Below are 24,090 nucleotides of genomic sequence, written 5' to 3'. Positions count from 1 at the left end.
TTCGTCTATACAGGTACTTGTTCGGGCACAGGAAAAAATCAGGACCCGAGTGGTTTATATAGACCGCAATAACCAATTATGAAAGCCCGTGGCAATGTTTGTCGAACATCCCCAGCGCGTCACCCTTCATAATGAAATCCATGCAAGGCCATTTGGCGGGGTGACCAGCCCTGCGCGTTGTTCCTGTCTCGCCTTTCAAACCGGCGAAGACCTTGATCAGGCGGTGCGCGACCATTTCACCGCCTTTTGCCATCGCTATAGCCTGACGCCACCTGCCCAGGATCAGAAATATTTTGAAGCCGCTTGTGACGGATTTTCCGTTATCTGGGAACGGCATGCGGAATTCACGGTCTATGTGTTCAAGCGCACCGAGCCGTTTGATAATCCGTTTGAAGACCCGGTGATCAATCTTGTGCCGCGTGATTGGCTTGATGATACACCCGGGCAATTGCTGGTGGGGTTACACATTGTCGTCGACAAGGCTGAGCGGAGTGACGATGAACTGTCGCGGTTGTTTGATCATAATGGCCTGACCGGCAGCCGCATACTGGGCGGTACCGCGCAGGTCTGGACGGATTTTCGTCTGCATGGCGACGGGTTTGGGCGCATCCTGATCAAGGATTGTGGCCTAGAACACCTTCAGGCCGGGCGTCTGGTGCAGCGGCTTAAAGAAATCGAGGTCTATCGCATGATGGCCCTGCTGGCCTTCCCGCTAGCACATACTGCCACGCCAAAGGTGTCGGAAATTGATACCCGCCTGTCGGAAATCACCGCCGAAATGGCGAGTAAAACCCAGACCAACGATGAAGAAACGCTTGCCAAACTGACTGACCTTGCCGCCCAGACCGAGGAAATGGCAGCGTCGCTCAATTACCGTTTCAGTGCGGCACGCGCCTATTATCGCATCGTGCAGGCACGTCTGGGGGAACTCCGCGAGGAACGCATCGAGGGCATGCAAACAATTGCCGAATTCCTTGAACGGCGATTGGCCCCGGCCATGCGGACCTGCCAGAATATCGGCGATCGGCTGGAAGTTTTGTCAAAGCGTGTCGCACGGGCCAACAACCTGCTGCGTACCCGTGTCGACATCCTGCTTGAGGCGCAAAACCGTGACCTTCTGGCCAGCATGGATCGGCGTGTGAAGCTGCAACTGCGCCTGCAACAAACCGTTGAAGGTTTGTCGGTGGCCGCCATCACCTATTATGCGGTCGGGCTTCTGGGTTACCTGTTCAAGGCGATCAAGGATACCGGGGTTCCGATCAATGACCGGGTTGCCACAGGTGTTGCCGTGCCGCTGGTGCTGGGCGCGATCTGGTTTTCGATGCACCGCATCCGTAAGGCGCTGCATCGTGCCGATGACTGACGTGGTGTTTGCGAACTAGGTCGCATCGCGCAGTTTGTAGGCGGCATAGGTCGTCGCCCCAACCAGAACCACCGCACCGGCCTGATGGGCGACACCCAGCGGCAACCACACGACAGTCAGAAGGGTTGTGATGCCAAGCGTGACCTGCAGGCAGGCCGCAAGCAGAACCTGATGGGTGGCAAAGCGTTGGTTGGGGTTAAGGTCCCATTTGCCAGCACGCCACCAGAACACCAGCACCATCACGAATGTCAGTTTCGCCAGCCAGCGATGATCCCACTGTACCGTCATATGGTCCTCAAATGGCGCCAGCCAAGCCGGATCAAATACGAACAGGCCATCGGGGATCAGCTGCCCGTCCATCAGCGGGAAGGTGTTGTATATGTGCCCGGCATTAAGGCCGGCAACAAAGCCGCCGGACAGGGCGGTAAACACAATCAAACACAGCAACTGCAAGGCGCGCTTTGACGATGCGGTGGTTGTCACACGTGGGCTCAGCTGTTGCAGGGCGACCCACAGCAGGGCGATGAAGATCACCAGTGCCAGACCAAAGTGCGCCGTCAGGCGATACTGGCTGACATCAGGGCGATCAACCAGACCGCTCATCACCATGTACCAGCCCATCAGGCCCTGCAGACCGCCCAGAATGAAAAGACCCCAGAGCTTCCACTTGGTTGCGCGATCAATTGATTTCTTGGCCAGGAACCAAACGAACGGGATGAAGAACACAATCCCGATCAACCGTCCCCACAGGCGGTGGATGAATTCGAGCCAGAAGATCGATTTGAAATCCTCGACCGACATCCAGGCGTTGATTTTCTGGAACTCGGGATACTGGCTGTATTTTTCATAAAGCGTCTGCCAGTCCGCTTCATTCATCGGCGGAATGATGCCGGTGAACGGCCGCCATTCCACAATCGAAAGCCCGGACTCCGTCAGGCGCGTCAAGCCGCCGATCACCACCATGATGAACACCATCGCCGCGCAGGAAAACAGCCAGATGGCGACGTTTTTGTTGGCTTGTGGTTGCGCAAGGCTGACTTCGGACAGGGCAGGGGAGGCACTGCTGGACATCTGGACGCTCTCTTGAAGGTATCTTCTGGCGGACGGGTTTTGAAATTTGGCCCAATATAGGGCGATTTTGCAAGAATTGCAGGAAAAGCTTTACGGAAAAATCGGGTCTGATGGATCAGTCAGTTCGCAACTATTAAATACCAATATTTAGTGTTGTTTGTGTATAAAACACATAAAAAATGTATTGAATAATTTGCTATCCACACTCATAGTCATGGGCAATAGAGAGAAACCCGCATTAGAGGATCGACGATGTTTCCCATCAATCTGGACCTGACGCGACTTTCGGTCGCTTTGGTCGGCAACGGTCAGGCCACCCTGAACCGTTTGCGCCAGTTTGACGGTGATGGGGCAAAATACGTTACCGTCTATTCTGAAGACCCGATACCCGAACTGGCCGAACAGGCCGGTGATCGGTTGCAGCGCTATTTGCCAAATTCGGCGGATGTCAACGCGGCCTCCATCATGTTTATCATCGACCTTGATCTTAAAAAGGCAGCCGAGCTGGCCTCCATTGCCAAGGCCGTTGGCACGATTGCCAATGTCGAGGACGTTAAACAATATTGTGATTTTTCGTCGCCCGCGCGTATTCAGCGCGGTGATCTGATGATCACGGTTTCGACCAACGGGCACAGCCCGCGCCTTGCCGGTCGTATTCGCCGCGCGCTTGAAAAATGGCTGGTGCCAAGCTGGGAACAGCGCTTGCACGAACTGTCCAAACAGCGTGAAAAATGGAAGGCCGACGGGGCCGACATGCAAACCCTTTTGCGCAAGACCGATGAATATATCGATCAGCGGAGGTGGCTGCCATGAATGTCATGCGTGAAGAAGACATCGTCACCGGCGGGTCCATGTCTGTTGAGGAGGCCACCGATCGTGCCGCCCGTTTGATGGATCAATATGGGCACCTTCAGGGTGTGTCACTGATCGAACCGATGGTGCATGAAGAATTCAACGGCCGCATCACCATGACCTCATCCTTCGGGACAGAGGCTGCCGCCCTTCTGGCGCTGGTGGCCGAGGTCGACCGTGATCTGCCGGTGATCTTCCTTGATACCCGCAAGCTGTTTGGCGAAACGCATACCTATCGCGAAAAGCTGGTTGATCATTTGGGCCTGACCAATATCAAGATCATGCGCCCGGACGAGGAAAAGTTGGAGGCCGAGGACCCCAACGGCATGCTGTTCGCCTCGGACGTGGCGAAATGCTGCTACCTGCGCAAGGTGGAGCCGCTTCAGCGTGCGCTGGAAGGCTATGACGCCTGGCTGACCGGTCGCAAACGCTTCCACGGTGGCGAACGCGATGCGCTTCCGGTGATTGAACCGGCGGGGTCGCGGATCAAGATCAATCCGCTGGCGGGGTACAAGCGCGAAGATATCGAAGACATCTTTGAACATCGCGCGTTGCCGCGTCATCCGCTTGAGGCCGAAGGTTTCCTGTCAATCGGTTGCATGCCCTGCACCGAACGTGTTGACCCCAACACGACCGATGTCCGCGCCGGACGCTGGGCCGGGCAAGATAAAACCGAGTGCGGCATTCACTACATCATCTAAGCCTAATTACGCTTTCATGAAAAACCCGGCCATCTGGCCGGGTTTTTGTTAGATGGTAATGCCCTGAAGCTTCCTGAACAGTGTCACCGCATAACGATCCGTCATGCCGGAAATGTAATCCATCACCCGCATCAGACGGCTATAGAGGTCGGGGGCTCCCATCAGCTTGCCCGACAGAAGCTTGTCGATGCGATCCGCCTGTGGTGGCAGACGTTTGCCATGATTTTTATGCTCGTCAATGTCGATGGCGGCCCGAACAAAGCTATCCAGCAGGCCATTAATGACCTCAAACCCGGCCATTTCAATCGGCAGGACATGCGGCGCGTTATAGATTTTTTGCACCGCAAGTTTCTTGCAGGCCTTGGCATAGGGGCCAAGCGGGGTGTTGGCCAACAGGTCACCTTCGATGGTGCCGGAAAGCAATGCGTCTTCATGTTCGATGAAGGCATCAACCGCGGCCTTGACTAGGTTGCCAATCGCCTTGCCGCGTAGGAAGCCGATCCGGTCATCTTCGGATTTTTCGGCATACCAGCCTTCCGAGCGCAGGTCTTTCCAGCGTTGTTCGGCATCGCCTTCATATTTTTCCGGATGGCGGGCAATCGGGGCAAGCGCACGTTCGACTTCCTCGAAACTCACACAGCCCAATTCCCAGCCATCCTCAAGATCGACAACCGAGTAGCAGATATCATCAGCCGCCTCGACCAGATAAACCAGCGGATGACGCCGCCATGCGCCATCAAACCCTTCAAGCGGTGACAGGCCGCAGACACGTGCAATTGCATACGCAATGTCGCGCTCTGCCTGATAATAGCCGGGCTTTTTAAGGCCGGTATATTCCTTGCGGCGCGCATCAGGGACCGACGTACTGCGCGGATATTTGATGAAACTGCCCAGCGTGCCGTAAGTAAGATTAAGCCCGCCGTCAAAGCGCTTCATTTCAAGCTGGCTGATGATGCGTAACCCCTGGGCGTTGCCTTCGAAATGGCGCAGGTCTTCAAGTTCTGGCCCGGAAAGGCGTGATGTCAGCTCGTCCTTGGCAAGGCGCGATGTGGTGAACCATTCATTGATGGCGTCCTCGCCGGAATGCCCGAATGGCGGGTTACCGATATCATGCGCAAGACATGCTGCCTGCACCATATACCCGATATCGGCCACGGTGGTTTCCGATCCCTTGGGCAGTTTTTTGACGATATGCGCACCGGCCATCAGTCCCAATGACTGCCCGACCGAGCCGACCTCGATCGTGTGGGTCAGGCGGGTATGGACATGATCATTTTCGGATAAGGGGTGAACCTGCGTCTTGTTTTGCAGACGCCGGAACGAGGATGAAAATATTACCCGATCAACATCGATCTGAAACGGGCTTCGGCCATCGGGTGTCGGATAGGGGGCACCTTCGGGCAGGCGAATTTTGCCGTCCTTGAATTCAAGCCGATGAGAAGAAAGAAGATCTTCCCAGCGCATTTTATCGCCGGAACCCTGTACAGACGACGCCACTTTTTACCCCTGTCCAAATCAAATGTTATTATCGGGCAACTTTAACGGGCCGGGGAGTCCGGTGCAATCGGACAAACAGTCTTTGACCCGATTGCACCGTATTTATGGGCGATCAGCCAAAGAACCAGCTTTGCGGGTTATCAATCGGGCGGCCATTCAACGCACGCAGAAGGCCGATCACATTACGCCCGATAAACCAGGCGGTGGTGTAAAGTGCCATCAACCCGACGACAGCCCAGCCCAGAAGCGGGATCCAGCCAATCACGAAGGTGAAGAAGCCAAGAATGATGGCATACAGAATGCTGATCCAGAATGTGCGGATCACAAAGGTGTAATGGCTGTTGGTCCAGTGATTGTCGTCTTCACGCGCGATATAGGACACAATCAGTGCGATAAAGCCTGTCGCAAAGGCGGTAAACAGGGTTGCGATCATCAGCCCGTAACAGACAGCGGCCGTATTCCCGCCGCGCTCGTCAGTATAGCGCGGAGCATTGTCAAAAGACGCATCCTGACCGTGGATATGGTCGTTCATGGATAAAATCCTATCAAGTTGTCGCAATCCCCATCGCGTCTTTGCCATCATATAGCGCGAAAGTTTATAAAAGCTATCCCATAGCGGCATCTTGCGCCTTTGCGGGCACCCTGGGGCCCTTTCACGCGGATTTTACGCCCGGTTTACCGTGTTTTGCCTCGACTCTTGGCAAATTCGCCCTACATTTGGCGCCATGTTGTCAATTGACCAAAAACAGGAATTTCCGCATGTCGGACTATGATTTTGATTTGTTTGTTGTTGGTGCCGGTTCGGGTGGTGTGCGCGCTGCCCGCGTGGCATCGGGATATGGTGCCAAGGTCGCCATCGCCGAAGAAAGCCAGGTCGGCGGCACCTGCGTGATCCGTGGCTGTGTGCCGAAAAAACTGCTGGTATACGGCGCACACTTTGCCGAGGATTTCGAAGATGCCTCCGCCTATGGCTGGACCCTTCCGGGCGAGCCGACTTTTAGCTGGAAGACCCTGATCGAAAACAAGGATACCGAGATCAATCGTCTCAATGGCATCTATAAAAGCCTTTTGAAGGGATCGAATGTCGAGCTGTTTGAAAGCCGTGCGGTCCTGAAAGATGCCCACACCCTTGAAGTCGGCGACAAGACAGTGACCGCCGAACGCATTCTGATTGCGGTGGGTGGGACGCCGGTGATGCCCGATATTCCGGGTATCGAACATGCGATTTCATCCAATCAGGCCTTCCACCTTGAAGACCTGCCCGAACGCATTGCCGTTGTTGGCGGCGGTTACATTGCCGTTGAATTTGCCGGTATCTTTGCCGGTCTTGGCGCAAATGTGATCCAGTTCTATCGCGGTGATCAGATCCTGCGCGGCTTTGATAACGATATCCGCAACCATCTGGCCGCCGAAATCGTCAAAAAGGGTATTGATCTGCGCCTGGATACCAATGTGACGGCGATTGAAAAGAATGACGACGGCTCGCTCAGCCTGACGCTGACCGGCGGTGGTCATCAGGAAGTCGATGCCATCATGTTTGCCACGGGGCGTGAACCGAAAACCCATGGTCTGGGTCTTGAACAGGCCGGGGTGGAATTGAACGACCGCGGGGCGATCAAAACCAATGCTGGTTTGCAGACCAGCGTTCCAAACATCTATGCCGTTGGCGATGTCCGCGATCACGTGCAACTGACCCCGGTCGCGATCAAGGAAGGCATGTCCTTTGCCGATACCGTTTATGGCGGCAAGCCTTGGTCAATGTCCTATCAGGCCATCCCGACCGCAGTGTTTAGCCAGCCACCGGTTGGCACCGTCGGGCTTTCCGAGGAAGAAGCGCGCGATAAGGGCAAGGATATCGAAATCTATAAATCGACCTTCAAGCCCATGCGCCATACGCTTTCGGGCCGGGATGAAAAAACGCTGATGAAACTTGTGGTCGACAAAACCACCGATGTTGTGCTTGGCGCGCATATGGTCGGCCCGGATGCGGCTGAAATCATTCAGGGCATCGGCATTGCTGTCCGCATGGGCGCAACCAAGGCCCAGTTCGATCAGACGGTTGCCGTTCATCCTTCTGCGGCGGAAGAATTCGTCACCATGCGCTTCCCGGTTAGCGACTGAATGAGCTTTGGTAAGGGTGGTATCACGTGATACCACCCTTCCTTTTGGTTAGTCGTCTTTGACGAAGAAGCGGAATGGCTTCCCGTTCTTGTTGTAGATACGCTGTCCGGTATAGCGGTTCGTCACGTACATGCTGAACACTACGCGGTACCCCGGAGGCGGAACATCACTGGGTTTAACCATTGATAATCTCCATCTTTTCTGGATTTTCTTGACACCGGAGACCGCTTTGCTGCACGTTTAAGGTGATGCAATAAAACATGCTGGGTCCTTCCCGGCCCTCCCAATTTAAGGTAAATCCATTGCCTTTGGAGGATTGTTTCTGCCCTGTAGCATTCTTTGCTACAGGGCAGTTTTCTATTAGATGCCGTCATCGTCATCAGTAATGAGCAGTTCTATTTGCTTAACTAGTTGTTGTTTGTCGTTCTTGAAGAACGGCGTCGGGATTTCTAGCCAAGCCTTTCGCCCACCCTGTAATCTTACGGGTATTCTGTCGGTATCATCTTTCGGGTGCTGTCGCACCTGACTGTGAGTAGGTTCGGGTAGTTGCCTGCTTTTGTTTGCGGGTTCTTCTTTGATTTCCGATATGTTCTGCGAATGGTCTTCGTCTTCCAAGTATGATTCGTCACTTTCAGGAGCTTGACTGTTGACGAACTCGAGGGACGACTTATAGGTCTTTAGGCAGATTTCGGCCTTATCTGGGATGAAGCCCATTTGGATTAAGTCATACTTAATCGCGGCATCCGATGGCAGCTGCCCTTTGTACTTGTTGTGAATATCCTCAAAAACCTTTGGGTTAAACAACCACTTTCGCAGGATTTTCGTTCTTTCCGAAGAGTTGGGAGCATATTGGAATGTTTCCAGGTCTTTGCTTGCGGCTAATTTGCCATTTCCGACTCTATCGACAAGCCCATAGTATTTTAATGCAGCCAGTGTCGAAAGAGAGGCGCCGTTGTTTGCTCCAGCGTAGCCCATGCTTTGTGCGGCGACATCATTTGCAACTGGGTGCAAATGATTGGCCTCGTAGAGCTGAATGGCTTTGGTGAGCGCATCCTCCAAGTTCAAGGAGGGGGAGCGAGGGCTTTTTTTCTTCGGTTCATCTGGCATGACTATGTTCCCGAGTTGTTCTGCGTCGAGTTTGCCGGGTTTTGTGCGCTTAGTCAAGAGATGCCAAGGTAAAAACTTTATTGGCAGAAAGTATTCTTAGTGTTGGAGTTAATTCGTTAACGCGTTAACGAATTAATTTTTAGAAATAAGTCAATTAAAACAGCAGTTTATACAGTTTGTTTGTTTTTAGTTTGAGGGGTGCGTTTGATGATAAGTTTATCGGTGTTGTTGGAAGTTTAAAAAAGTTGGTGGTCGCAGTGTTTAAGCTGGGTTGGTGGACTCCAAAAAAAAAGGCCGCCCGAGGGCGACCCTTGTTAATTATTTTTTGGGGAGCCAGATTAGCCCCCGGCAAGGCCCGGGAAGATGATCAGAAGTGCGACGGCCAAAATCTGCAAGCAGATAAACGGCAGAAGCGACTTGAAGATATCGCCAAGCGATATGTCGGGTGGCGCGACCGATTTCAGGTAAAAGGCCGCAGGCCCGAATGGCGGCGACAGGAAGCTTACCTGCATGTTCATCGCAAACAGCACGCCAAACCAGACCGGGTCATAGCCAAGCTCTTTGACGATCGGCACAAAGATCGGCATGGTCAGAAGCGCAATACCGACCCAGTCAAGGAACATGCCCAGCACAAACAGGATGAGCATCATGAACAGGATGATGATGGTCGGATCATCGGAAATGCCGGTGATCAGGGTTGAGACAAACTTGATCCCGCCCATCAGGTTGAATACGCCGACAAGGGCCGATGCACCGATGCCGATCCAGACAATCATGCCGCAGGTCGAAAGCGTTTGAAGTGCCGCCGCCTTAAGCATCGGAAGCGAAAATTCACGCCGCAGAACAGTCGAGGCGATCACACCGGCCACACCGACGGCCGATGCCTCGGTCACGGATGCGATGCCACCATAGATCGACCCCAGAACACAGAACACGACCAGAATGGGCAGGAAAAGGCCCTTGAGCAGGCGGATCTTTTCTTCGCGCGGGATTTTTTCGGTCTGCGGCGGCGGGGCGATGTTGTTGCCGGTGTAAGATCGGAACAGCACATAGGCGACATAGAAGCCCGCCAGCATGAAGCCCGGCAAAAAGGCCGAGGTGAACAGATCACCAATTGATACGTTCGCGGTCAGGCCATAAATGATCAAAACAATCGAAGGTGGCACCATGGTGCCCAGCGACCCGCCAGCACAGACAACCCCGATGGCAAGGTTCTTGTCATAGCCCTGACGCAGCATCTGGGGCAGGGCGATCAGGCCCAGCAGAACAATCTCGCCACCGATGATGCCGCTCATGGCAGCCAGGATCACCGCAACAAAGATCGTTTGAACCGCAACGCCGCCTTTAAGGCGTCCGCCAAACAGGCGCATGGCATCAAACAAATCGCGCGCAATACCGGATCGGTCAAGGATGGCCGCCATCAGGACGAACATCGGCACCGAGACGAAAACAAAGGATGAAACGAATGAATAGACCCGGCTTGTGATCAGCGGCACCGCCATCGGGCCAAACCAGCCAAGGGTAAAGATCAAGGCAATCAGCAGCGTGACAAATGCCAACGGCATGCCGGTCACAAGGAAACCAAGCAGCATGACAAACATGGCAAGTGTGCCGAATTCGATGCCAAGGGACTGTAAATCAAACATTTAAATGTATCCTGTTGCGCTGCTTGGCATGGCCGTGCGAAGACGCATCAATTGATTGGGCACGAGGCGCAGATTATTCGGTCGAAGTGTGGGATGCCGGCATGATTGGTGCCTTGCGGGCATAGTTGAAGGCCTGAACCAGGAACTGAACCATCAATACAATCAGGACCACCAACAAAAATACCTTAAGCACGCCCGGATACGGTGCATTGAACGCACTGCCGGTCGTTTCAAGGTGGATGTCGCCGGTGGGCGTAAAGACAGCACGTTCGACCATCAGCCAGGCAGCCCAGGCAAAGAAGCCCGATGCGATCATGCAGACCAGCGAAATGCAGATATCAAGCGTCTTGCGCATTTTCGGTCCGGCAATGTCATAGAGCAGGACAACACGAATATGCTTGTCGCGCGCGGCACAATAAAGGCCGCCAAACACAAAGCCGACGGCACAGATAAAGGTCGTGGTTTCATGCGCCCACAAGGTCGGGCTGCCAAAAACGTGACGTGCCACGATCTCATATATTAACGTCGCCATGGAAAGCAGAAATCCAATGGCGAACACGCTGGAAACCTTCGTAATCATCTGGCCCAGAAGACCGGACACCTCAGTTGCCTGATCGGTGCTTTCTTCAAGTTCGGGAAGTTCGGGCAACGGTGAGTGTTGCGGGGTGTCAGACATTTCTGCGTTCCTTGCATCAACAGGAAATACAATCCGGCAAGGAGGGAGGCCTTCAGTCCCGATACGTCTCGGATCACGGAACCAGCCGGATTGTATCCCAGCAGTTTGCCGGCAGCAACACGGTGCGTTGCTGCCGGCGAAAAAGCTGTTCTGTCTTAGATCATACCCTGTGACTTAAGGTAGTCTACAAGGGTGTCGTAAACACGCTGCGCATCTTCGGAACGTGCCGCGACTTTTTCCCACTGGCTGGTGGCAATCTGACGGAATTTTGCACGCTCTTCAGCCGACCAGTTGTGGATGGTGACACCACCTTCAGAACGGGCCTTTGCAACAGCTTCCATGTCTTTCATGGCAAGACGGGCATCCATGTCATGGGCCAGATCACGGACCGACATTTCAAGGATCGCCTGAAGGTCTGCAGGCATGGAATCCCACTTGGTTTTGTTGATCGATACTTCAAGCATCGGCATGGAGTGGAAGCCAGGATAGACCGGATGTTTTGCAACATCATGCAGACCCATGGCCTGGTTGGTCGAGAACACGGTCGCATCCGCAGCATCGATCACTTTTTTATCAAGCGATGTAAATACTTCGGACTGCGGAATGTTCACAGGCGACGCACCGGCTGCTGCAAATACCTGCTGAACCATGCCTTCCGGGGCACGCATTTTCAGGCCTTTAAGATCGGCAACGCCATCAAGCGGGACAGAGGAAACAAATGCTTCCAGGCCCGGGGTAACGGCACCGACGAACTGCAAACCACGCGGGTTCAGAAGGCTGTTCATCAGTTCCTTGCCGCCGCCATATTCAACAAAGCGCAGCATTTCGGACGGTGCCGACCATGCGCCAACCGGGTTGGCGATCAGGCCGAATGCCGGATCTTTACCGGTGAAATAGCTGGTGTCGGTGATGTGACCGTCAAGAATGCCAGCCGCAATTGCGTCCTGGGTTTCGGCATGTTCGACAATCGAGTTAACCGGCAGCATTTCCACGGAAACGCGGCCACCGGTCATGACGCCGACACGTTCGGCCCATTCCTGTTCCAATTCAAAGTTAGGCACGCCAGCAGCATCGCTCGACTGCATCTTGAGGGTAAATTCCTGTGCATTGGCGGCAAACGGCGCCGTTGCAATCAGGGTTGCGATAAAGCCTGCACCTGCAAGCGATTTAAGAGTCTTGGTCATTCGTCTTCTCCCTAAAATGCCTTATTTTCCGGCAGTATTCTCTTTGACAAAGGAAAAACTGCCGTCTTCACGCTCCGCCAGTCGGTCAAGGACCGTGGCAACAACAGTTTCAAGCGGGGCATCGATAAAGACAGTCACGCAATTCTCGTCCGGCCCCGGCGGCTCGAGAGCTGTAAACTGGCTGTCTAAAAGTGCGGACGGCATGAAATGACCGACGCGGCGTTCAAGCCGGGTCTGGATTACTTCGCGCGTGCCATCCAGAAAAACAAAGGTGATCGGGTCGAGGTGCGTGCGCAACACATCGCGATAGCGACGTTTAAGCGCAGAACAGGCGATGAAAATGGCCTGACCGGACTTTGCGCTTCCCTCTAAACTTGCAACGGAACCAGCCTGCGTGCGGGCCGCTTCTGCGACCGCATCAAGCCAGGGCCAACGCATGTCGTCATTGAGCGGAAGACCACGGCGCATGTGTTCTACATTCGTGCTTGGATGGTGATCGTCGGCGTCCAGATACATGGTATCTGTCATGCTTGCCAGACGACGCGCGACCTCGGTTTTGCCCGATCCGCTCACACCCATGACAACGACATACTGCGTTTGCCGGTTCATTGAATTCGATGCACTCACTGATTTTCAGGGCGGGTTTTACTCTTGGACTGCCCTGTTGTGTTATAATGTTAGCGCTAACATAATGTTAGCGCTAACATTGAGTCAACAGCCGAATTTCCGGTGTTTGCTTTACCGTCACAAGGTGCTTGTCGGTTTGGAAAAGACGTAATAAATGTAAGGTTATGAGGAAGCGCAAAGGGGCCGGACGGCCAACAATATCCGATGTTGCCGAACGGGCTGGCGTCAGCACCATTACGGTCTCACGCGCGTTGCGCGATCCGTCAAAGGTGTCTGATCACCTGCGACGAAAAATCAACGATGCGGTGCGCAAGCTTAATTATGTGCCCCATTCGCATGCCAGCGCGCTGGCCTCCACGCGATCAAATGTGATCGGTGTGATCGTTCCCTCCCTGACCAACAACGTGTTCGCCGATACGCTGCGTGCCATTTATGACGAGCTCTATCAGGGGCCGTTTCAGGTGCAACTTGGCAACTCGCGCTATGTTGCGAAGGATGAGGAACGCCTTGTGCGCACCTTCCTGGGACAGGGTCCGTCAGCCATGATTGTGGCCGGGGTTGATCAGACCGATGCAACCCGCGAACTTCTTGAAAATGCCGAATGTCCGGTGGTTCAGGTCATGGATATCAGTGACGACCCGATCGACATGATGGTCGGGTTTTCGCATTTCGAAGGCGGGCGGGCCGCCGGGGTGCATCTGGTGCAAAAGGGCTACAAACGCATCGGTTTTCTCGGCGCACGCATGGATCCGCGCTCGCACCGTCGTATGGAAGGCTTCAAGGAAGCCTTGCGCTCTGGCGGGCGATACGACCCGGACCTGATGATGACAACAACCGATTCCTCAAGTGTCTCGCTTGGCGGGCATTTGATCGAACAGTTGCGCAAACGTCGACCGGACCTTGATGCTGTGTTTTGCAACAATGATGACATGGCGCTTGGCGCGCTATTTGGCTGTCAAAAGGCCGGTATCTCGGTCCCCGACGAAATGGGGATCATCGGTTTTAATGATCTTGAAATGATGGCGGCAAGCTACCCGTCACTGACGTCCATCCGAACCGACCGGTATCAGATCGGCAAACGGGCCGTGCAAATGATCAAAGCGGTTCTGGACGGCGAAACACCCGAACAAAAAATCATCGATCTCGGTTTCGAACTTCAGTGCCGCGAAAGTACGATGCGGCCAAAGTCCAAAACGCGCTAACGAACTTACGCCGGCAGGGGAAAGCGATCACTTAGTTCTGAGAGCCGTTCAAGCGGCCCGGTGATTTTAATGCGCGTGCCATCCGTATCAAACTGACGATCAAGAATGGTAATGCCATCCTCGGCACAGGCCTGTTCCAGCGTTCCGGCATCAGAAAATCCGGCAAACAGTTCTGCCTCGCCCTGCGGGATATATTCGATAATTTCGGCCACATCGCAAACTGCATTGGCTGCCCCGCTATAAGCCCGCACCAACCCGCCGGTGCCAAGCTTCGTGCCGCCGAAATAGCGGGTCACAATCACCGCAACATTGATCAGGTCGCGCCCCTGAAGCACCTTAAGGCACGGGATGCCCGATGTGCCGGATGGCTCGCCGTCATCCTTGCCATGTTCAATCAACTGGCCTTCGTCATTCAGATACCGATAGGCGTTTACGTGATGATTGGCCTTGGGGTGAAGGGCGCGCAATTCATCAATCCGCTTGGCTAGATCATCGTGAAAAACGAGTTCGGCCAGAAAACGGGATTTCTTTTCTTCGGTTTCAGCAAAGGCGGGGCGGGCGATGGTTTTCATGATGGTGTGCTAGCAGAAACGATACAATTGTGCCAGATGCCAACACCAAGCGGCGTCGCTGTTCTATTACGAAGTCGCAAACAGTTTGCCGACCAGAATGACGCCAAAAATGATCAGCATGATCAAAACAACCTTGCGGAAGGTTTCTGCATCCATGCGATCACGCACGCGCGTGCCCAGCTTGGTGCCAAGATACACCGGCACCAATCCGGCCAGCGAAATCCACAGCGTTTCAATCGTCATCAGTCCCAGTCGCGCAAGGCCGAGTGCCATGACGATGCTTGAAAGACTAAACGAGATATTGATCGCCTGCAGAAACTTTTTGGGCTCAAGCCGCATGGAAAGCAGGAACGGTAAAACCGGCATGACTTGCGATCCGGTGATGCCGTTAATCAGGCCGGTGGCAAAGCCAGAAATTGGGGCAAGTCCGCGTGCGACCTTGTCTGACAGCGGCTTGCCATGGCGAAACAGGGTGATCGCGCCGTAATTCATCAAAACCAGTCCCAAAACCGCCCCGGCCAGAATGCTGTCGACCATTTCAAGCACGGCAAGCCCGATCAGAATGCCGGGAATGGTTGCCAGAAACATCGGCCAGAACCGGTTGAGCGTTTCACGAAAGTGACCCGCCTGAGCCATGATGATTGAATTGCTGACAAGTGATGGAATGATCACGAGCGGCATGCCGGTCTTAAGCCCGACGCCAAGTGCAAGGATCGGCAATGCGGAGGTCGAAAACCCCAATCCCGTCGCACCTTTAACGAAGGCTGCCACGAAATAGGCACAGGCAATGACAGCAATCGTTTCAGGGGTCATGGAGCGTCCATGTTAAAGTCGACGGGCGGGCAGTGTGTCGCTAAAGTCTTGATGGTGCAAGAAAATGGCGGCCGTTGAACGCAAAAGCTTGCCGTCCCAATTGATGTTCTGGAGGCTCGTGTGAGCGTATCGACCCAAAATCAAGCGCAGTCATTGACCGGTGGCTGTCAGTGTGGCGCTGTCAGATACGTGCTGTCTGTGCCGTCATCACAGGTCTATGTCTGCCATTGTCGCGCCGGCGCATATCAAGATCACCCGGGGCACGGTTAAAAGATGGACCCGTCCGACATCGGATGGCGGGAAAATGTTGTGCCATTTCTGTCCAGATTGTGGGACGCGCCTATTCCACGGTGACCTCAAGGGGGACGAGCCCGTCAGTGTAAAAGGCGGGTCACTTGATATTCAGCCGGACCTAAGTCGTGCGATGCATATTTGGGCCAAGCGGAAATTAAAGGGTGTGATTATTCCCGAAGGTGTCGCGGTTTTTGATGAAGATCCGGAAATTTGATGGCACAGAGGCTGCGCAAAACCGGATTCGCACATATCTGATGGTGGTGAGTATTTGATCACGCTGTATCTCCCCTTGATAAATCACAGGTTTTGAGTGGAATTTTGCGCCAAATTTTGAACGTTTGGTAAAAAATTGCTGAAAAATGCCTGCCGAATGTCCAGAAGGGGTGGAAATGCGTTGGCAAAACCCGTATCAAGTCTGGCCCGGCCAAATCACCGGGCAAGTAGGCGGAATTCCGCCAGATAAAACAATATGTGCTATAATGGCGGCATGATGATGAACATGCCGGATTGAGAGGAAGCAAATGAGCAAGAGCTGGAGCATTGAAAGCTGGCGTAACCTGCCGATCAAGCAGGTGCCGACTTATCCTGATGCACAGGCCTTAAAGGCCGTAGAGCAAGAGCTCGGCAGCTATCCTCCTTTGGTGTTTGCTGGCGAGGCACGCGCGCTCAAGGAAAAGCTTGGTGAAGTTGCAGAAGGTAAGGCCTTCCTGCTGCAGGGCGGCGACTGTGCCGAAAGCTTTAAGGAATTCCACCCGAACAACATTCGCGACACCTTCAAGGTGATGCTGCAGATGGCGGTCGTTTTGACCTATGGCGCGGCATGCCCGGTGGTCAAGGTGGGCCGTATGGCCGGCCAGTTCGCCAAGCCGCGCTCATCTGACACCGAAACCATTGATGGTGTCGAACTGCCAAGCTATCGCGGGGATGTGGTCAACGGTATCGAGTTTACCGAGGACGCCCGTTTTCCGGACCCGCAGCGCCAAATCCGTGCCTATAACCAGTCAGCAGCGACACTCAACCTGCTGCGTGCCTTTGCGCAGGGCGGTTTTGCCGATTTGACCAAGATCCATCGCTGGAACCTGTCATTTGTGGATGGCAGCCCGGCGGGCGAACGTTACAGCAAGCTGACCACCCAGATCGATGAGGCGGTTGCCTTCATGGAAGCATGTGGCATTACGGCTGAAAGCGCACCGCAGCTGCGTGAAACCGATTTCTATACCTCGCACGAGGCACTTCTGCTGGGGTATGAACAGGCACTTACCCGTCAGGACAGCCTGACTGGTGAATGGTATGATTGCTCTGCCCATATGCTGTGGATCGGGGATCGTACCCGTCAGGCCGACCATGCCCATGTTGAATTCCTGCGCGGGGTTAAAAACCCGATCGGCATGAAATGCGGTCCGAGCATGGATGAAGATGACCTGATCCGTCTGATCGACATCCTGAACCCGCAAAACGAAGCTGGCCGTCTGACCCTGATCGCGCGTATGGGCGCGGACAATGTGTTTGATAACCTGCCGCGTCTGGTCAAGCGTGTTAAGGCCGAGGGCCGCAAGGTCGTCTGGTCCTGCGATCCGATGCATGGCAACACGATCAAGGCATCAAGCGGATATAAAACCCGTCCGTTCGACGCAATCCTTTCGGAAGTCAAAAACTTCTTTGACGTGCACAAGGCCGAAGGCACCCATGCCGGTGGCGTTCATTTCGAAATGACCGGTACGGATGTTACCGAATGCATCGGTGGTGCACGCGAAGTTACCGAAGATGCGCTTTCAGATCGTTACCACACCCATTGCGACCCGCGTCTCAATGGTGGACAGGCGCTTGAGCTTGCCTTCCTGATGGCGGAAATGATCAAAAAAGAACGCGACAGCGTGCGCGCAGAACAGATGGCTGCTTCTGCTTGATTTGATCTTTCGCGATATATCTTGATCACAAAGGTGCCCGGCGATCTGCCGGGCACCTTTTATTTATCCGGTTATTTGTCCGGAATGTTCGCAGAATGCGTTTCCTAAATTAGATTTCAGAAAATTTTGTTGCGCAATCGGCATGAATTCATAAAAAACATCTACCAATGGCCAGTAAATATTCTTAAGTATGGGTAATTGCAGGGTGTTCCTGACAGACGATTAAGGGCGAGGGGTCGCAACGGGCATGATGGACGACGCTGAATTCAGCGCATGGCAAAAGAAGGTGGAGGGAACCAACATTTCCTCGACCACGCTTTTGGCGACCGACTATCTGAACCATTTCAACGAGATCGTCATGCTTCTCGAAATGGTGCCTGACATGCCCGACATGATCGAGGACTGCAAGGAATGGGCGCCGAAAAGCTATCAGGAGCATTTCCGCGACAGCGCCTTTTCCGACAAGGAACTGGCGATTGAGGCCTATGAGCACGTCCCGCCAAGATTCCGTCGGCCGTTCGAAGAAACCATTGAGCACCTCAATACAATCGTCGCACACGCGGTTTCGCAGCTTGAAACCATTATCGAGACGGGTGATGAAGACCTGTTGCGTGCGACGGCGAGTGCCGTTACCACCTCGCTTCAGAAATTCATGGATGTCGCCAGTGGCATTATCCACGGTTCGGCCAAAACCATGAGCCAGGACGAGATCGACACAGCCCTCGCACTTTAATCTGTGCCGACCTTTGTCGCATGCGGACACAAAAAAACCGGGACTGCAAACAGCCCCGGTTTTGTTTTTGGTCTGGTGGACGAGTTAGTCGCGATCAATCCGTCATTTTGGCGAGTTCACCATCAAGACGCTGAATTTCGGACTGCAACAGCGGCAAGACATCGGCACGGGCGGTAGCGGCAATTTCCTGCATGTTTTTAAGCGCATGTTTTGCCATGCCGTTGGCATTTTGCTGCATGAACATGATCGTCATCTGCGCTTCGATATCGGAATAAAATCGACGTACACCGGTGATAATTGCCGGATCGACTTCAAATGTACGCTGGGAATAGCGCATGGTTTCCCAAACCATATCGTCAAGCTTGTGGCGTTCGCGCGGGGCGAGGTTTGCCGCATGCCAGGTCATCGGGCCTTCGGGATAGTCGGCAATCCAGGTTTCGACCTTTTCAATATTATCGACAAACTCCGCTTCAAGCGATCGTTCGAGGTTATAGACATCAGACGTGCTTTGGTAACGGTCGAAGTCGACGGCAATTTCAAAACCGGCAAAACTTGCCAGATACACACCCAGAACGGTTGATGCCAGAATGATGCACTGGGTGAGCCAGAACTCGGTATTGGGCTGGCCACTTACGCTCAGAAAGCGAAACGGGGCGAAAAGTCCGCGCATGGGCTAGTGTCCTGTATTGGTAAGATTGAATTGGTGGCGGTCTTCGAGCGCGCTTGCCGGGATTTCACCGGTCCGCACCAGAAAATTCTCAAAGGCGACTTGAAGATCAACCGGTTCTCCGATGGGAAGACCCTGTTCGCGTGCCATATCCTCAAGCCGTTCCACCCGGTCACGTGGATGCGGATGGGTTGAAAGATAATCGAGCAAACTGCGGTCGCCTTGAAGCTGCCCCAGCTTTGCAAAGGTGGTGGATGCTTCTGCGACATGGCCGTATTTGGCCATGAGGATACGCAGGCTCCAGTCATCGGCATCAAGTTCCTGACTTCGGGAATAGTCCCGATCTGCCAGAAGTTTCGGCCAGCTTGCCGCCCAGGTGGTCAGAACCGCATCGGTCTGAAACATCATGGCCGAAAGTGCGACACCAACGACCTCGCGGCCAATGCCTTCAAGGTGATCGCGCCCGTTATAATGACCGATTTCATGGCCAAGGATCGACAGCAGCTCGTTCTCGGTATCCACCAGTTCAAGCATTCCGGTATGAACGAGCATCAGGCCACCGGGCAGTGCCGCGGCATTTGGACTGTCATCGGGGATGATCAGAACGTCAAAGTCATAATCCTTTGCCGGGCCAATGGCCTCCTTGGGGATGGAATTGACCAGACCGAGAAGATAGCGTTCCGGCAGGCTGCGTTCATAATCTTCGCGATGTTCTGCGATCAGTCCGGGTTCAAGCTCCGACCAGATGGCAACTTCTTCCTGAACCGAAATGCTGTTTGCCGCCCATTCAACCGCCAGACCGCTTGCCGTATAAATCCCCCAGCAAATCAGCAGGAACGCGATACTGCCCGACGCAAATTCGGCCAGAAGATTGCGATGGGAAATATTCACCCCGTCATCGGGAAGGGCAGATGGCCGACCGCCCGTCGGGCGATGATCGGTGTAAAGGGCGGTGCCGGAAACGATCACCTCGATCATGCCGCGTCCAAGTTCGGCAGAATCAAATCGCAGACCGATAATGTGGCTTGCACCCTTGGCATTGGTGCGAAGCCGCAAGATCGCCTCGCGCTTGGCCCTTGTGACGGTGGCTTCGTGTGCGGCCAGTCGACCGCCGACGAAAATGCGCAGGCGGGCCAAAAGATTGCGAAAACGGTCTTCGGCAATGACGACCTTGCCGGTCACCAGTTTGCTGTCATGCAACGTGATGTCATCGGGAACTGCATCCCCGGAATCAAGATATTGATGGGGCAACAATGCTTCGTCGCGTCTGAGCGCGCGTTCATGTGCCCCATCGGCCAAGCGGCCGGTTATATAAGCGATTCCGATCAGGATGGTCAGGGCAATTCCCGGAAGAAACAGATCTTCCATGATATTGTGCCTGCCCTGTTATTTCAGTCGTATGGCTGTGCCGTATGCGAAAATCTCAGCCGCCTTGTAGGCCACCTGCGACGTTGCGAAATGCACATCCACAACTGCGTCGGCATCCAATTTTTGGGCTTGGGCAATCAGGCGGCTGGTGGCTTCCTGCTGGGCATCTTCCAAAAGCCGGGTGTAGGAACGTACTTCACCCCCGAACAGGTTTTTCAGCATCGCAAAAATATCAAAAAGGAAGTTGCGGCTGCGCACGGAACTGCCAAAGACAATGCCAAGGTTTTCAGTGATTTCGCGGCCTGGAATATGGGAAATGGTTACCGCCGCCATTTCGGCGGCCGCATTGGGGCTGTGGGTCATGTTGTTTGCTCGTATTTTAATTTGTGTTTATTGCCGTGTTTTCACGGTCGGGTGCAATAGATCGGGATGAAGCCGGTTTTGCAAGTCATTATCAACACGCTAAGTCGTTGATAAGAATAAAATCACGCTGAAAGACAGCGTACTTGCAGGTTTCAAAGCTTTGCATTTCTGCCATGCAAGAATGGTGATCTTGTCTGAAACATGGGATATTGCGCATTCCGCAATTGACAGCGCGCGGGGGCGATCCTATTCCAACATCATGACAAAGAAGCTTGCCATTGCGATTGCCCAGCTTAACCCGATTGTCGGTGATGTCACCGGGAACCGGGACAAGGTTGTGGCTGCCTGGGAAACTGCGGCCGAAAAGGGCGCGGAAATCGTCCTTTATTCTGAGCTGGTTCTGTCTGGATATCCGCCAGAAGATCTGGTAATGAAGCCGGCCTTCATGCGCCATCTGCATGACGCGGTCGAATTCATTTGCGAACACACGGCCAAACGTAAAGATGGTCCGGCCTTGCTGTTGACCTCCCCATGGGAAGTCGATGGCACGCGCCATAATGCGGTGTTGCTGATTGATCAGGGCAAGATCGTTGATGTGCGCGCCAAGAATGATTTGCCCAATTATGGCGTGTTTGATGAAAAGCGCGTCTTTGCCGCAGGTCCGATGCCGACCCCGATTTCATTCAAGGGCGTCAAGCTTGGTGTACCGATCTGCGAAGATGTCTGGACGCCGCACGTCGTTGCCCATCTGGCGAACGCGGGGGCAGAAATCTTCCTTGTGCCGAACGGGTCACCGTTTGAAGCCGACAAGGATGATTTGCGCCGTAAGCTGATCGAGGATCGGGTGCGCGAAAGCGGCAAGCCGATGATTTATTGCAACGAAGTCGGCGGTCAGGACGAGCTGGTGTTTGACGGTGGATCTTTCGGCCTGAACGGTGATGGATCGCTTGCGGTTGCCCTGCCTGCCTTTGCCGAGGATGTGGTGCTGACCACCTGGCAACAGGATGAAAACGGTCAATGGCGTTGCGCGGATGACGCGCCAAAGGTTGGCTATCCCACCGGGTTTGATGCGATCTATCAGGCGCTGGTTCTGGGCCTGCGCGATTATGTGAACAAGAACGGTTTCCCCGGTGTTGTGATCGGCATGTCAGGCGGGATCGACAGTGCGCTTTCGGCCGCGGTTGCCGTGGATGCACTCGGCTCTGATCGCGTGCGTCTGGTGATGATGCCATCGCCTTACACTTCGGCGGAGAGCCTTGAAGATGCAGAGCTTTGCGCAGGCATGCTCAAGACCGGTATTGAAAGCATCAATATTGGCCCAGCGATGGCCGCGTTCGAGCAGATGCTTGCCCCCGCCTTTGAAGGCCGCGATGCCGACATTACCGAAGAAAACATTCAGGCCCGTTCGCGCGGGATTATCCTGATGGGGCTTTCAAACAAGTTTGGCCACATGGTCCTGACCACCGGCAACAAGTCGGAAATGTCGGTCGGCTATGCCACGCTTTATGGCGATATGTGTGGTGGCTATTCGGTTCTGAAGGACCTTTATAAAACGACCGTGTTTAACCTGTGCCACTGGCGCAATGAACACAAACCGGTCGGGGCTGTTGGCCCGGATGGCATGGTGATCCCGGAACGGATTATCACCAAGCCGCCATCGGCCGAGCTTCGCCCGGATCAGAAAGACGAAGATAGTCTGCCGCCTTATGATGTTTTGGATGATATCCTGCATCAGATGATTGAAGGTGAGCGATCTATTCGCGATATCGTGGATAGCGGTCACGATGAGGCAACAGTACGCCGGGTCTGGCGGTTGCTGGATCGGGCGGAATATAAACGCCGCCAGGCACCCCCGGGGGTCAAGATTACCCCGCGTGCCTTTGGCCGTGACCGTCGCTATCCGATTACCAATGGTTTCACGAACCTTGTTACGTGATTGAAAAGTTTGAAATGACAAAACCTGTTCTGCGATTTGCCCCCAGCCCGACCGGGCTTCTTCACGTCGGTAACGCCCGTGTGGCGCTGATGAACTGGCTTTATGCCCGTAAATCAGGCGGGAAATTCATCCTGCGCTTTGACGATACCGATCCGGTACGCTCCAAAGACGAATATGTCGATGCGATCCGTGAAGATCTGACCTGGCTTGGCATCGACTGGGATCAGGAAGAACGTCAAAGCCTGCGTCAGGATAAATATGATGCGGCGATTGATGACCTGAAGAAGCGCGAATTGCTTTATCCGTGCTACGAGACCGAGGGCGAGCTCAACTGGAAACGCAAGGCTGCCCGCCAGCGTCACCAGCCCTTCATCTATGACCGCAAGGCATTGACGCTGTCTGATGAAGAAATTGCGGCCCTTGAGGCCGAAGGCCGCAAGCCGCATTGGCGTTTCCTTCTGACCGACGGCATGGTCGAATGGGATGACCTGACGCGCGGGATCTGCTCGTTTGATACCGAACATGTGTCTGACCCGGTCCTGATCCGTGAAGATGGGTCGTTGCTTTATATGCTGGGCTCGGTGGTGGATGACCTTGAAATGGGTGTTACCCATATCATCCGCGGAGAAGACCATGTGACCAACACCGTGTCGCAGATATTGCTGTATCTGGCGCTTGGTGGAAAACCGGGTGCGCTTGAATTTGCCCATATGCCGCTTTTGGCGGGGCCGGGTGGCTCGCAGCTTTCCAAACGTCTGGGCAGCCTTTCATTGCGCGAACTGCGCAATGACGGGTTTGAGGTCGAGGCGCTTGTTGGCCTTCTGACCGGCCTTGGCGCGTCGGACAAAATTGAGCCGGCGAACCTTTCGCAGGTGCTTGAGAAATTCGATCTGGATCACTACGGCCGCTCCACGCCGAAATTTGATCCGGCCGAACTGGCAAGCCTCAATGAAAAAGTCATTCACGAAATGTCGTTTGAGGCCGCCAAGCCAAAGCTTGAAGCGGCTGGCATGGCAGATGCCGACGAGATGTTCTGGAATGCGGTGCGCGGCAATTGCTGGCGCGTGGCCGAGGCACTGGAATGGTGGGATGTGATCCACAAAAACGTCATTCCCGAAATCGATGCCGAGGATGCCGAGTTCCTGAAAAAGGCCGCCGAAATGCTGCCCGAAGGTGAACTTGATGGCACCAGCTGGAAAACCTGGACCACAGCCCTTAAGGATGAAACCGGACGCAAGGGCAAACAGCTTTTCATGCCGCTACGCAAGGCGTTGACCGCGCGCGAACATGGTCCGGAAATGTCGACGATGCTGGTTCTGATCGGGTCTGAAAAGGCGCGTGACCGGTTGTGTGGGAAGGCGGTCTAGGCATCTGCTTTGATCGCCGGAAA

Annotated in this window: 22 protein-coding genes and 1 pseudogene; 10 read left to right on the top strand and 13 right to left on the bottom strand. The window is 54.2% G+C overall.

What is annotated here, in order from left to right; translation table 11 throughout:
- The first annotated feature begins 94 nt into the window (after positions 1-94).
- Positions 95-1,363, top strand: a complete 1,269-nt coding sequence (locus DY252_RS17870; protein ID WP_064788929.1) for a DUF3422 family protein — start codon at positions 95-97, stop codon at positions 1,361-1,363.
- Between the two features lie 15 nt (positions 1,364-1,378).
- Here the strand turns inward: DY252_RS17870 and DY252_RS17865 are convergent, their stop codons facing one another.
- Positions 1,379-2,434: a COX15/CtaA family protein gene (locus tag DY252_RS17865; RefSeq protein WP_064788928.1), complete on the bottom strand. Its 1,056-nt coding sequence runs from the start codon at positions 2,432-2,434 to the stop codon at positions 1,379-1,381.
- Positions 2,435-2,686: 252 nt separating this feature from the next.
- Here DY252_RS17865 and DY252_RS17860 point away from each other — a divergent pair, with 252 nt between their 5' ends.
- Positions 2,687-3,247, top strand: a complete 561-nt coding sequence (locus tag DY252_RS17860) for a precorrin-2 dehydrogenase/sirohydrochlorin ferrochelatase family protein (protein ID WP_008891572.1) — start codon at positions 2,687-2,689, stop codon at positions 3,245-3,247.
- Entirely contained in the window at positions 3,244-3,987 is a 744-nt protein-coding gene (locus DY252_RS17855) for a phosphoadenylyl-sulfate reductase (protein ID WP_082923481.1), read from the top strand. The genes DY252_RS17860 and DY252_RS17855 overlap by 4 nt, the downstream gene beginning before the upstream one ends.
- 48 nt (positions 3,988-4,035) lie before the next feature.
- On the opposite strand, the gene DY252_RS17850 is transcribed toward DY252_RS17855, so the two are convergent.
- Together DY252_RS17850 and DY252_RS17845 are read right to left on the bottom strand one after the other, a co-directional pair.
- Positions 4,036-5,484 carry a deoxyguanosinetriphosphate triphosphohydrolase gene (locus tag DY252_RS17850; RefSeq protein WP_231959716.1) on the bottom strand — a complete coding sequence of 483 codons (1,449 nt, stop codon included), beginning with the start codon at positions 5,482-5,484 and terminating at the stop codon, positions 4,036-4,038.
- 112 nt (positions 5,485-5,596) lie between these two features.
- The gene (locus DY252_RS17845) at positions 5,597-6,016 is read right to left on the bottom strand and encodes a DUF4870 family protein (RefSeq protein WP_064788927.1); all 420 of its coding nucleotides are present in this window, start codon (positions 6,014-6,016) and stop codon (positions 5,597-5,599) included.
- Between the two features lie 227 nt (positions 6,017-6,243).
- Here DY252_RS17845 and gor point away from each other — a divergent pair, with 227 nt between their 5' ends.
- Positions 6,244-7,605, top strand: a complete 1,362-nt coding sequence (gene gor / locus DY252_RS17840) for a glutathione-disulfide reductase (protein ID WP_064788926.1) — start codon at positions 6,244-6,246, stop codon at positions 7,603-7,605.
- A 360-nt stretch (positions 7,606-7,965) separates the two neighbouring features.
- Here the strand turns inward: gor and DY252_RS17835 are convergent, their stop codons facing one another.
- The 5 genes from DY252_RS17835 to DY252_RS17815 all read right to left on the bottom strand — a co-directional run bounded on the left by DY252_RS17835 (position 7,966) and on the right by DY252_RS17815 (position 12,827).
- A complete protein-coding gene (locus DY252_RS17835) occupies positions 7,966-8,712 on the bottom strand; it encodes a hypothetical protein (protein ID WP_064788925.1) in 747 nt (248 codons plus the stop codon).
- A 338-nt stretch (positions 8,713-9,050) separates the two neighbouring features.
- Positions 9,051-10,358 (bottom strand): TRAP transporter large permease, encoded by a 1,308-nt coding sequence (locus DY252_RS17830; RefSeq protein WP_008891577.1) that lies wholly within the window; start codon positions 10,356-10,358, stop codon positions 9,051-9,053.
- Positions 10,359-10,431: 73 nt separating this feature from the next.
- A complete protein-coding gene (locus DY252_RS17825) occupies positions 10,432-11,034 on the bottom strand; it encodes a TRAP transporter small permease subunit (protein WP_064788924.1) in 603 nt (200 codons plus the stop codon).
- A 155-nt stretch (positions 11,035-11,189) separates the two neighbouring features.
- Entirely contained in the window at positions 11,190-12,218 is a 1,029-nt protein-coding gene (locus DY252_RS17820; RefSeq protein WP_064788923.1) for a TRAP transporter substrate-binding protein, read from the bottom strand.
- Positions 12,219-12,239: 21 nt separating this feature from the next.
- The gene (locus tag DY252_RS17815) at positions 12,240-12,827 is read right to left on the bottom strand and encodes a gluconokinase (protein ID WP_064788922.1); all 588 of its coding nucleotides are present in this window, start codon (positions 12,825-12,827) and stop codon (positions 12,240-12,242) included.
- A 182-nt stretch (positions 12,828-13,009) separates the two neighbouring features.
- Here DY252_RS17815 and gntR point away from each other — a divergent pair, with 182 nt between their 5' ends.
- Complete coding sequence (gntR, locus tag DY252_RS17810) at positions 13,010-14,047, top strand: HTH-type transcriptional regulator GntR (RefSeq protein WP_064788921.1); 1,038 nt, start codon at positions 13,010-13,012, stop codon at positions 14,045-14,047.
- A gap of 5 nt (positions 14,048-14,052) precedes the next feature.
- Here the strand turns inward: gntR and DY252_RS17805 are convergent, their stop codons facing one another.
- Positions 14,053-14,619, bottom strand: a complete 567-nt coding sequence (locus DY252_RS17805; protein ID WP_064788920.1) for an IMPACT family protein — start codon at positions 14,617-14,619, stop codon at positions 14,053-14,055.
- Positions 14,620-14,685: 66 nt separating this feature from the next.
- Entirely contained in the window at positions 14,686-15,432 is a 747-nt protein-coding gene (locus DY252_RS17800; RefSeq protein WP_064788919.1) for a sulfite exporter TauE/SafE family protein, read from the bottom strand.
- 120 nt (positions 15,433-15,552) lie between these two features.
- Between DY252_RS17800 and DY252_RS17795 the strand changes: the two are divergent.
- The 3 genes and pseudogenes from DY252_RS17795 to DY252_RS17785 all read left to right on the top strand — a co-directional run bounded on the left by DY252_RS17795 (position 15,553) and on the right by DY252_RS17785 (position 18,366).
- Positions 15,553-15,940, top strand: a pseudogene (locus DY252_RS17795) (GFA family protein).
- 307 nt (positions 15,941-16,247) lie between these two features.
- Positions 16,248-17,633 (top strand): class II 3-deoxy-7-phosphoheptulonate synthase, encoded by a 1,386-nt coding sequence (locus DY252_RS17790; RefSeq protein ID WP_064788917.1) that lies wholly within the window; start codon positions 16,248-16,250, stop codon positions 17,631-17,633.
- A 247-nt stretch (positions 17,634-17,880) separates the two neighbouring features.
- Positions 17,881-18,366, top strand: a complete 486-nt coding sequence (locus DY252_RS17785) for a hypothetical protein (RefSeq protein ID WP_064788916.1) — start codon at positions 17,881-17,883, stop codon at positions 18,364-18,366.
- A 94-nt stretch (positions 18,367-18,460) separates the two neighbouring features.
- Here the strand turns inward: DY252_RS17785 and DY252_RS17780 are convergent, their stop codons facing one another.
- The 3 genes from DY252_RS17780 to DY252_RS17770 are packed head-to-tail and all read right to left on the bottom strand — an operon-like array spanning position 18,461 to position 20,764.
- Positions 18,461-19,036, bottom strand: coding sequence for a hypothetical protein (locus DY252_RS17780; protein WP_064788915.1), 576 nt, complete (start codon positions 19,034-19,036; stop codon positions 18,461-18,463).
- Positions 19,037-19,039: 3 nt separating this feature from the next.
- Positions 19,040-20,401: a M48 family metallopeptidase gene (locus DY252_RS17775; protein ID WP_064788914.1), complete on the bottom strand. Its 1,362-nt coding sequence runs from the start codon at positions 20,399-20,401 to the stop codon at positions 19,040-19,042.
- 18 nt (positions 20,402-20,419) lie between these two features.
- On the bottom strand, positions 20,420-20,764 hold the full coding sequence (locus DY252_RS17770; RefSeq protein WP_082923480.1) for a YbjQ family protein: 345 nt from the start codon (positions 20,762-20,764) through the stop codon (positions 20,420-20,422).
- A 259-nt stretch (positions 20,765-21,023) separates the two neighbouring features.
- On the opposite strand from DY252_RS17770, the gene DY252_RS17765 reads away from it, so the two are divergent.
- Together DY252_RS17765 and gltX are read left to right on the top strand one after the other, a co-directional pair.
- On the top strand, positions 21,024-22,700 hold the full coding sequence (locus DY252_RS17765) for an NAD+ synthase (protein WP_064789063.1): 1,677 nt from the start codon (positions 21,024-21,026) through the stop codon (positions 22,698-22,700).
- A 14-nt stretch (positions 22,701-22,714) separates the two neighbouring features.
- Entirely contained in the window at positions 22,715-24,067 is a 1,353-nt protein-coding gene (gene gltX / locus DY252_RS17760) for a glutamate--tRNA ligase (protein WP_064789062.1), read from the top strand.
- The last annotated feature ends 23 nt before the right edge of the window (positions 24,068-24,090 follow it).

Origin of the sequence: Thalassospira indica (assembly GCF_003403095.1) — a bacterium.
In the GTDB taxonomy this organism is placed as follows: Bacteria; Pseudomonadota; Alphaproteobacteria; order Rhodospirillales; family Thalassospiraceae; genus Thalassospira; species Thalassospira indica.
The sequence above is the reverse complement of the archived record's forward strand: the minus strand, read 5'-3'. Positions and strand labels throughout refer to the sequence as shown.

Bases quoted from the DNA above. Each gene is read 5' to 3' on its own strand.
- DY252_RS17775 (WP_064788914.1), bottom strand. From the start codon at position 20,401: ATGGAAGATCTGTTTCTTCCGGGAATTGCCCTGACCATCCTGATCGGA.
- DY252_RS17830 (WP_008891577.1), bottom strand. From the start codon at position 10,358: ATGTTTGATTTACAGTCCCTTGGCATCGAATTCGGCACACTTGCCATG.
- DY252_RS17845 (WP_064788927.1), bottom strand. From the start codon at position 6,016: ATGAACGACCATATCCACGGTCAGGATGCGTCTTTTGACAATGCTCCG.
- DY252_RS17855 (WP_082923481.1), top strand. From the start codon at position 3,244: ATGAATGTCATGCGTGAAGAAGACATCGTCACCGGCGGGTCCATGTCT.
- DY252_RS17825 (WP_064788924.1), bottom strand. From the start codon at position 11,034: ATGTCTGACACCCCGCAACACTCACCGTTGCCCGAACTTCCCGAACTT.
- DY252_RS17765 (WP_064789063.1), top strand. From the start codon at position 21,024: ATGACAAAGAAGCTTGCCATTGCGATTGCCCAGCTTAACCCGATTGTC.
- DY252_RS17785 (WP_064788916.1), top strand. From the start codon at position 17,881: ATGATGGACGACGCTGAATTCAGCGCATGGCAAAAGAAGGTGGAGGGA.
- DY252_RS17805 (WP_064788920.1), bottom strand. From the start codon at position 14,619: ATGAAAACCATCGCCCGCCCCGCCTTTGCTGAAACCGAAGAAAAGAAA.
- DY252_RS17815 (WP_064788922.1), bottom strand. From the start codon at position 12,827: ATGAACCGGCAAACGCAGTATGTCGTTGTCATGGGTGTGAGCGGATCG.
- DY252_RS17790 (WP_064788917.1), top strand. From the start codon at position 16,248: ATGAGCAAGAGCTGGAGCATTGAAAGCTGGCGTAACCTGCCGATCAAG.
- DY252_RS17870 (WP_064788929.1), top strand. From the start codon at position 95: ATGTTTGTCGAACATCCCCAGCGCGTCACCCTTCATAATGAAATCCAT.
- DY252_RS17835 (WP_064788925.1), bottom strand. From the start codon at position 8,712: ATGCCAGATGAACCGAAGAAAAAAAGCCCTCGCTCCCCCTCCTTGAAC.
- DY252_RS17820 (WP_064788923.1), bottom strand. From the start codon at position 12,218: ATGACCAAGACTCTTAAATCGCTTGCAGGTGCAGGCTTTATCGCAACC.
- DY252_RS17800 (WP_064788919.1), bottom strand. From the start codon at position 15,432: ATGACCCCTGAAACGATTGCTGTCATTGCCTGTGCCTATTTCGTGGCA.
- DY252_RS17860 (WP_008891572.1), top strand. From the start codon at position 2,687: ATGTTTCCCATCAATCTGGACCTGACGCGACTTTCGGTCGCTTTGGTC.
- DY252_RS17770 (WP_082923480.1), bottom strand. From the start codon at position 20,764: ATGACCCACAGCCCCAATGCGGCCGCCGAAATGGCGGCGGTAACCATT.
- gntR (WP_064788921.1), top strand. From the start codon at position 13,010: ATGAGGAAGCGCAAAGGGGCCGGACGGCCAACAATATCCGATGTTGCC.
- gltX (WP_064789062.1), top strand. From the start codon at position 22,715: ATGACAAAACCTGTTCTGCGATTTGCCCCCAGCCCGACCGGGCTTCTT.
- gor (WP_064788926.1), top strand. From the start codon at position 6,244: ATGTCGGACTATGATTTTGATTTGTTTGTTGTTGGTGCCGGTTCGGGT.
- DY252_RS17865 (WP_064788928.1), bottom strand. From the start codon at position 2,434: ATGTCCAGCAGTGCCTCCCCTGCCCTGTCCGAAGTCAGCCTTGCGCAA.
- DY252_RS17780 (WP_064788915.1), bottom strand. From the start codon at position 19,036: ATGCGCGGACTTTTCGCCCCGTTTCGCTTTCTGAGCGTAAGTGGCCAG.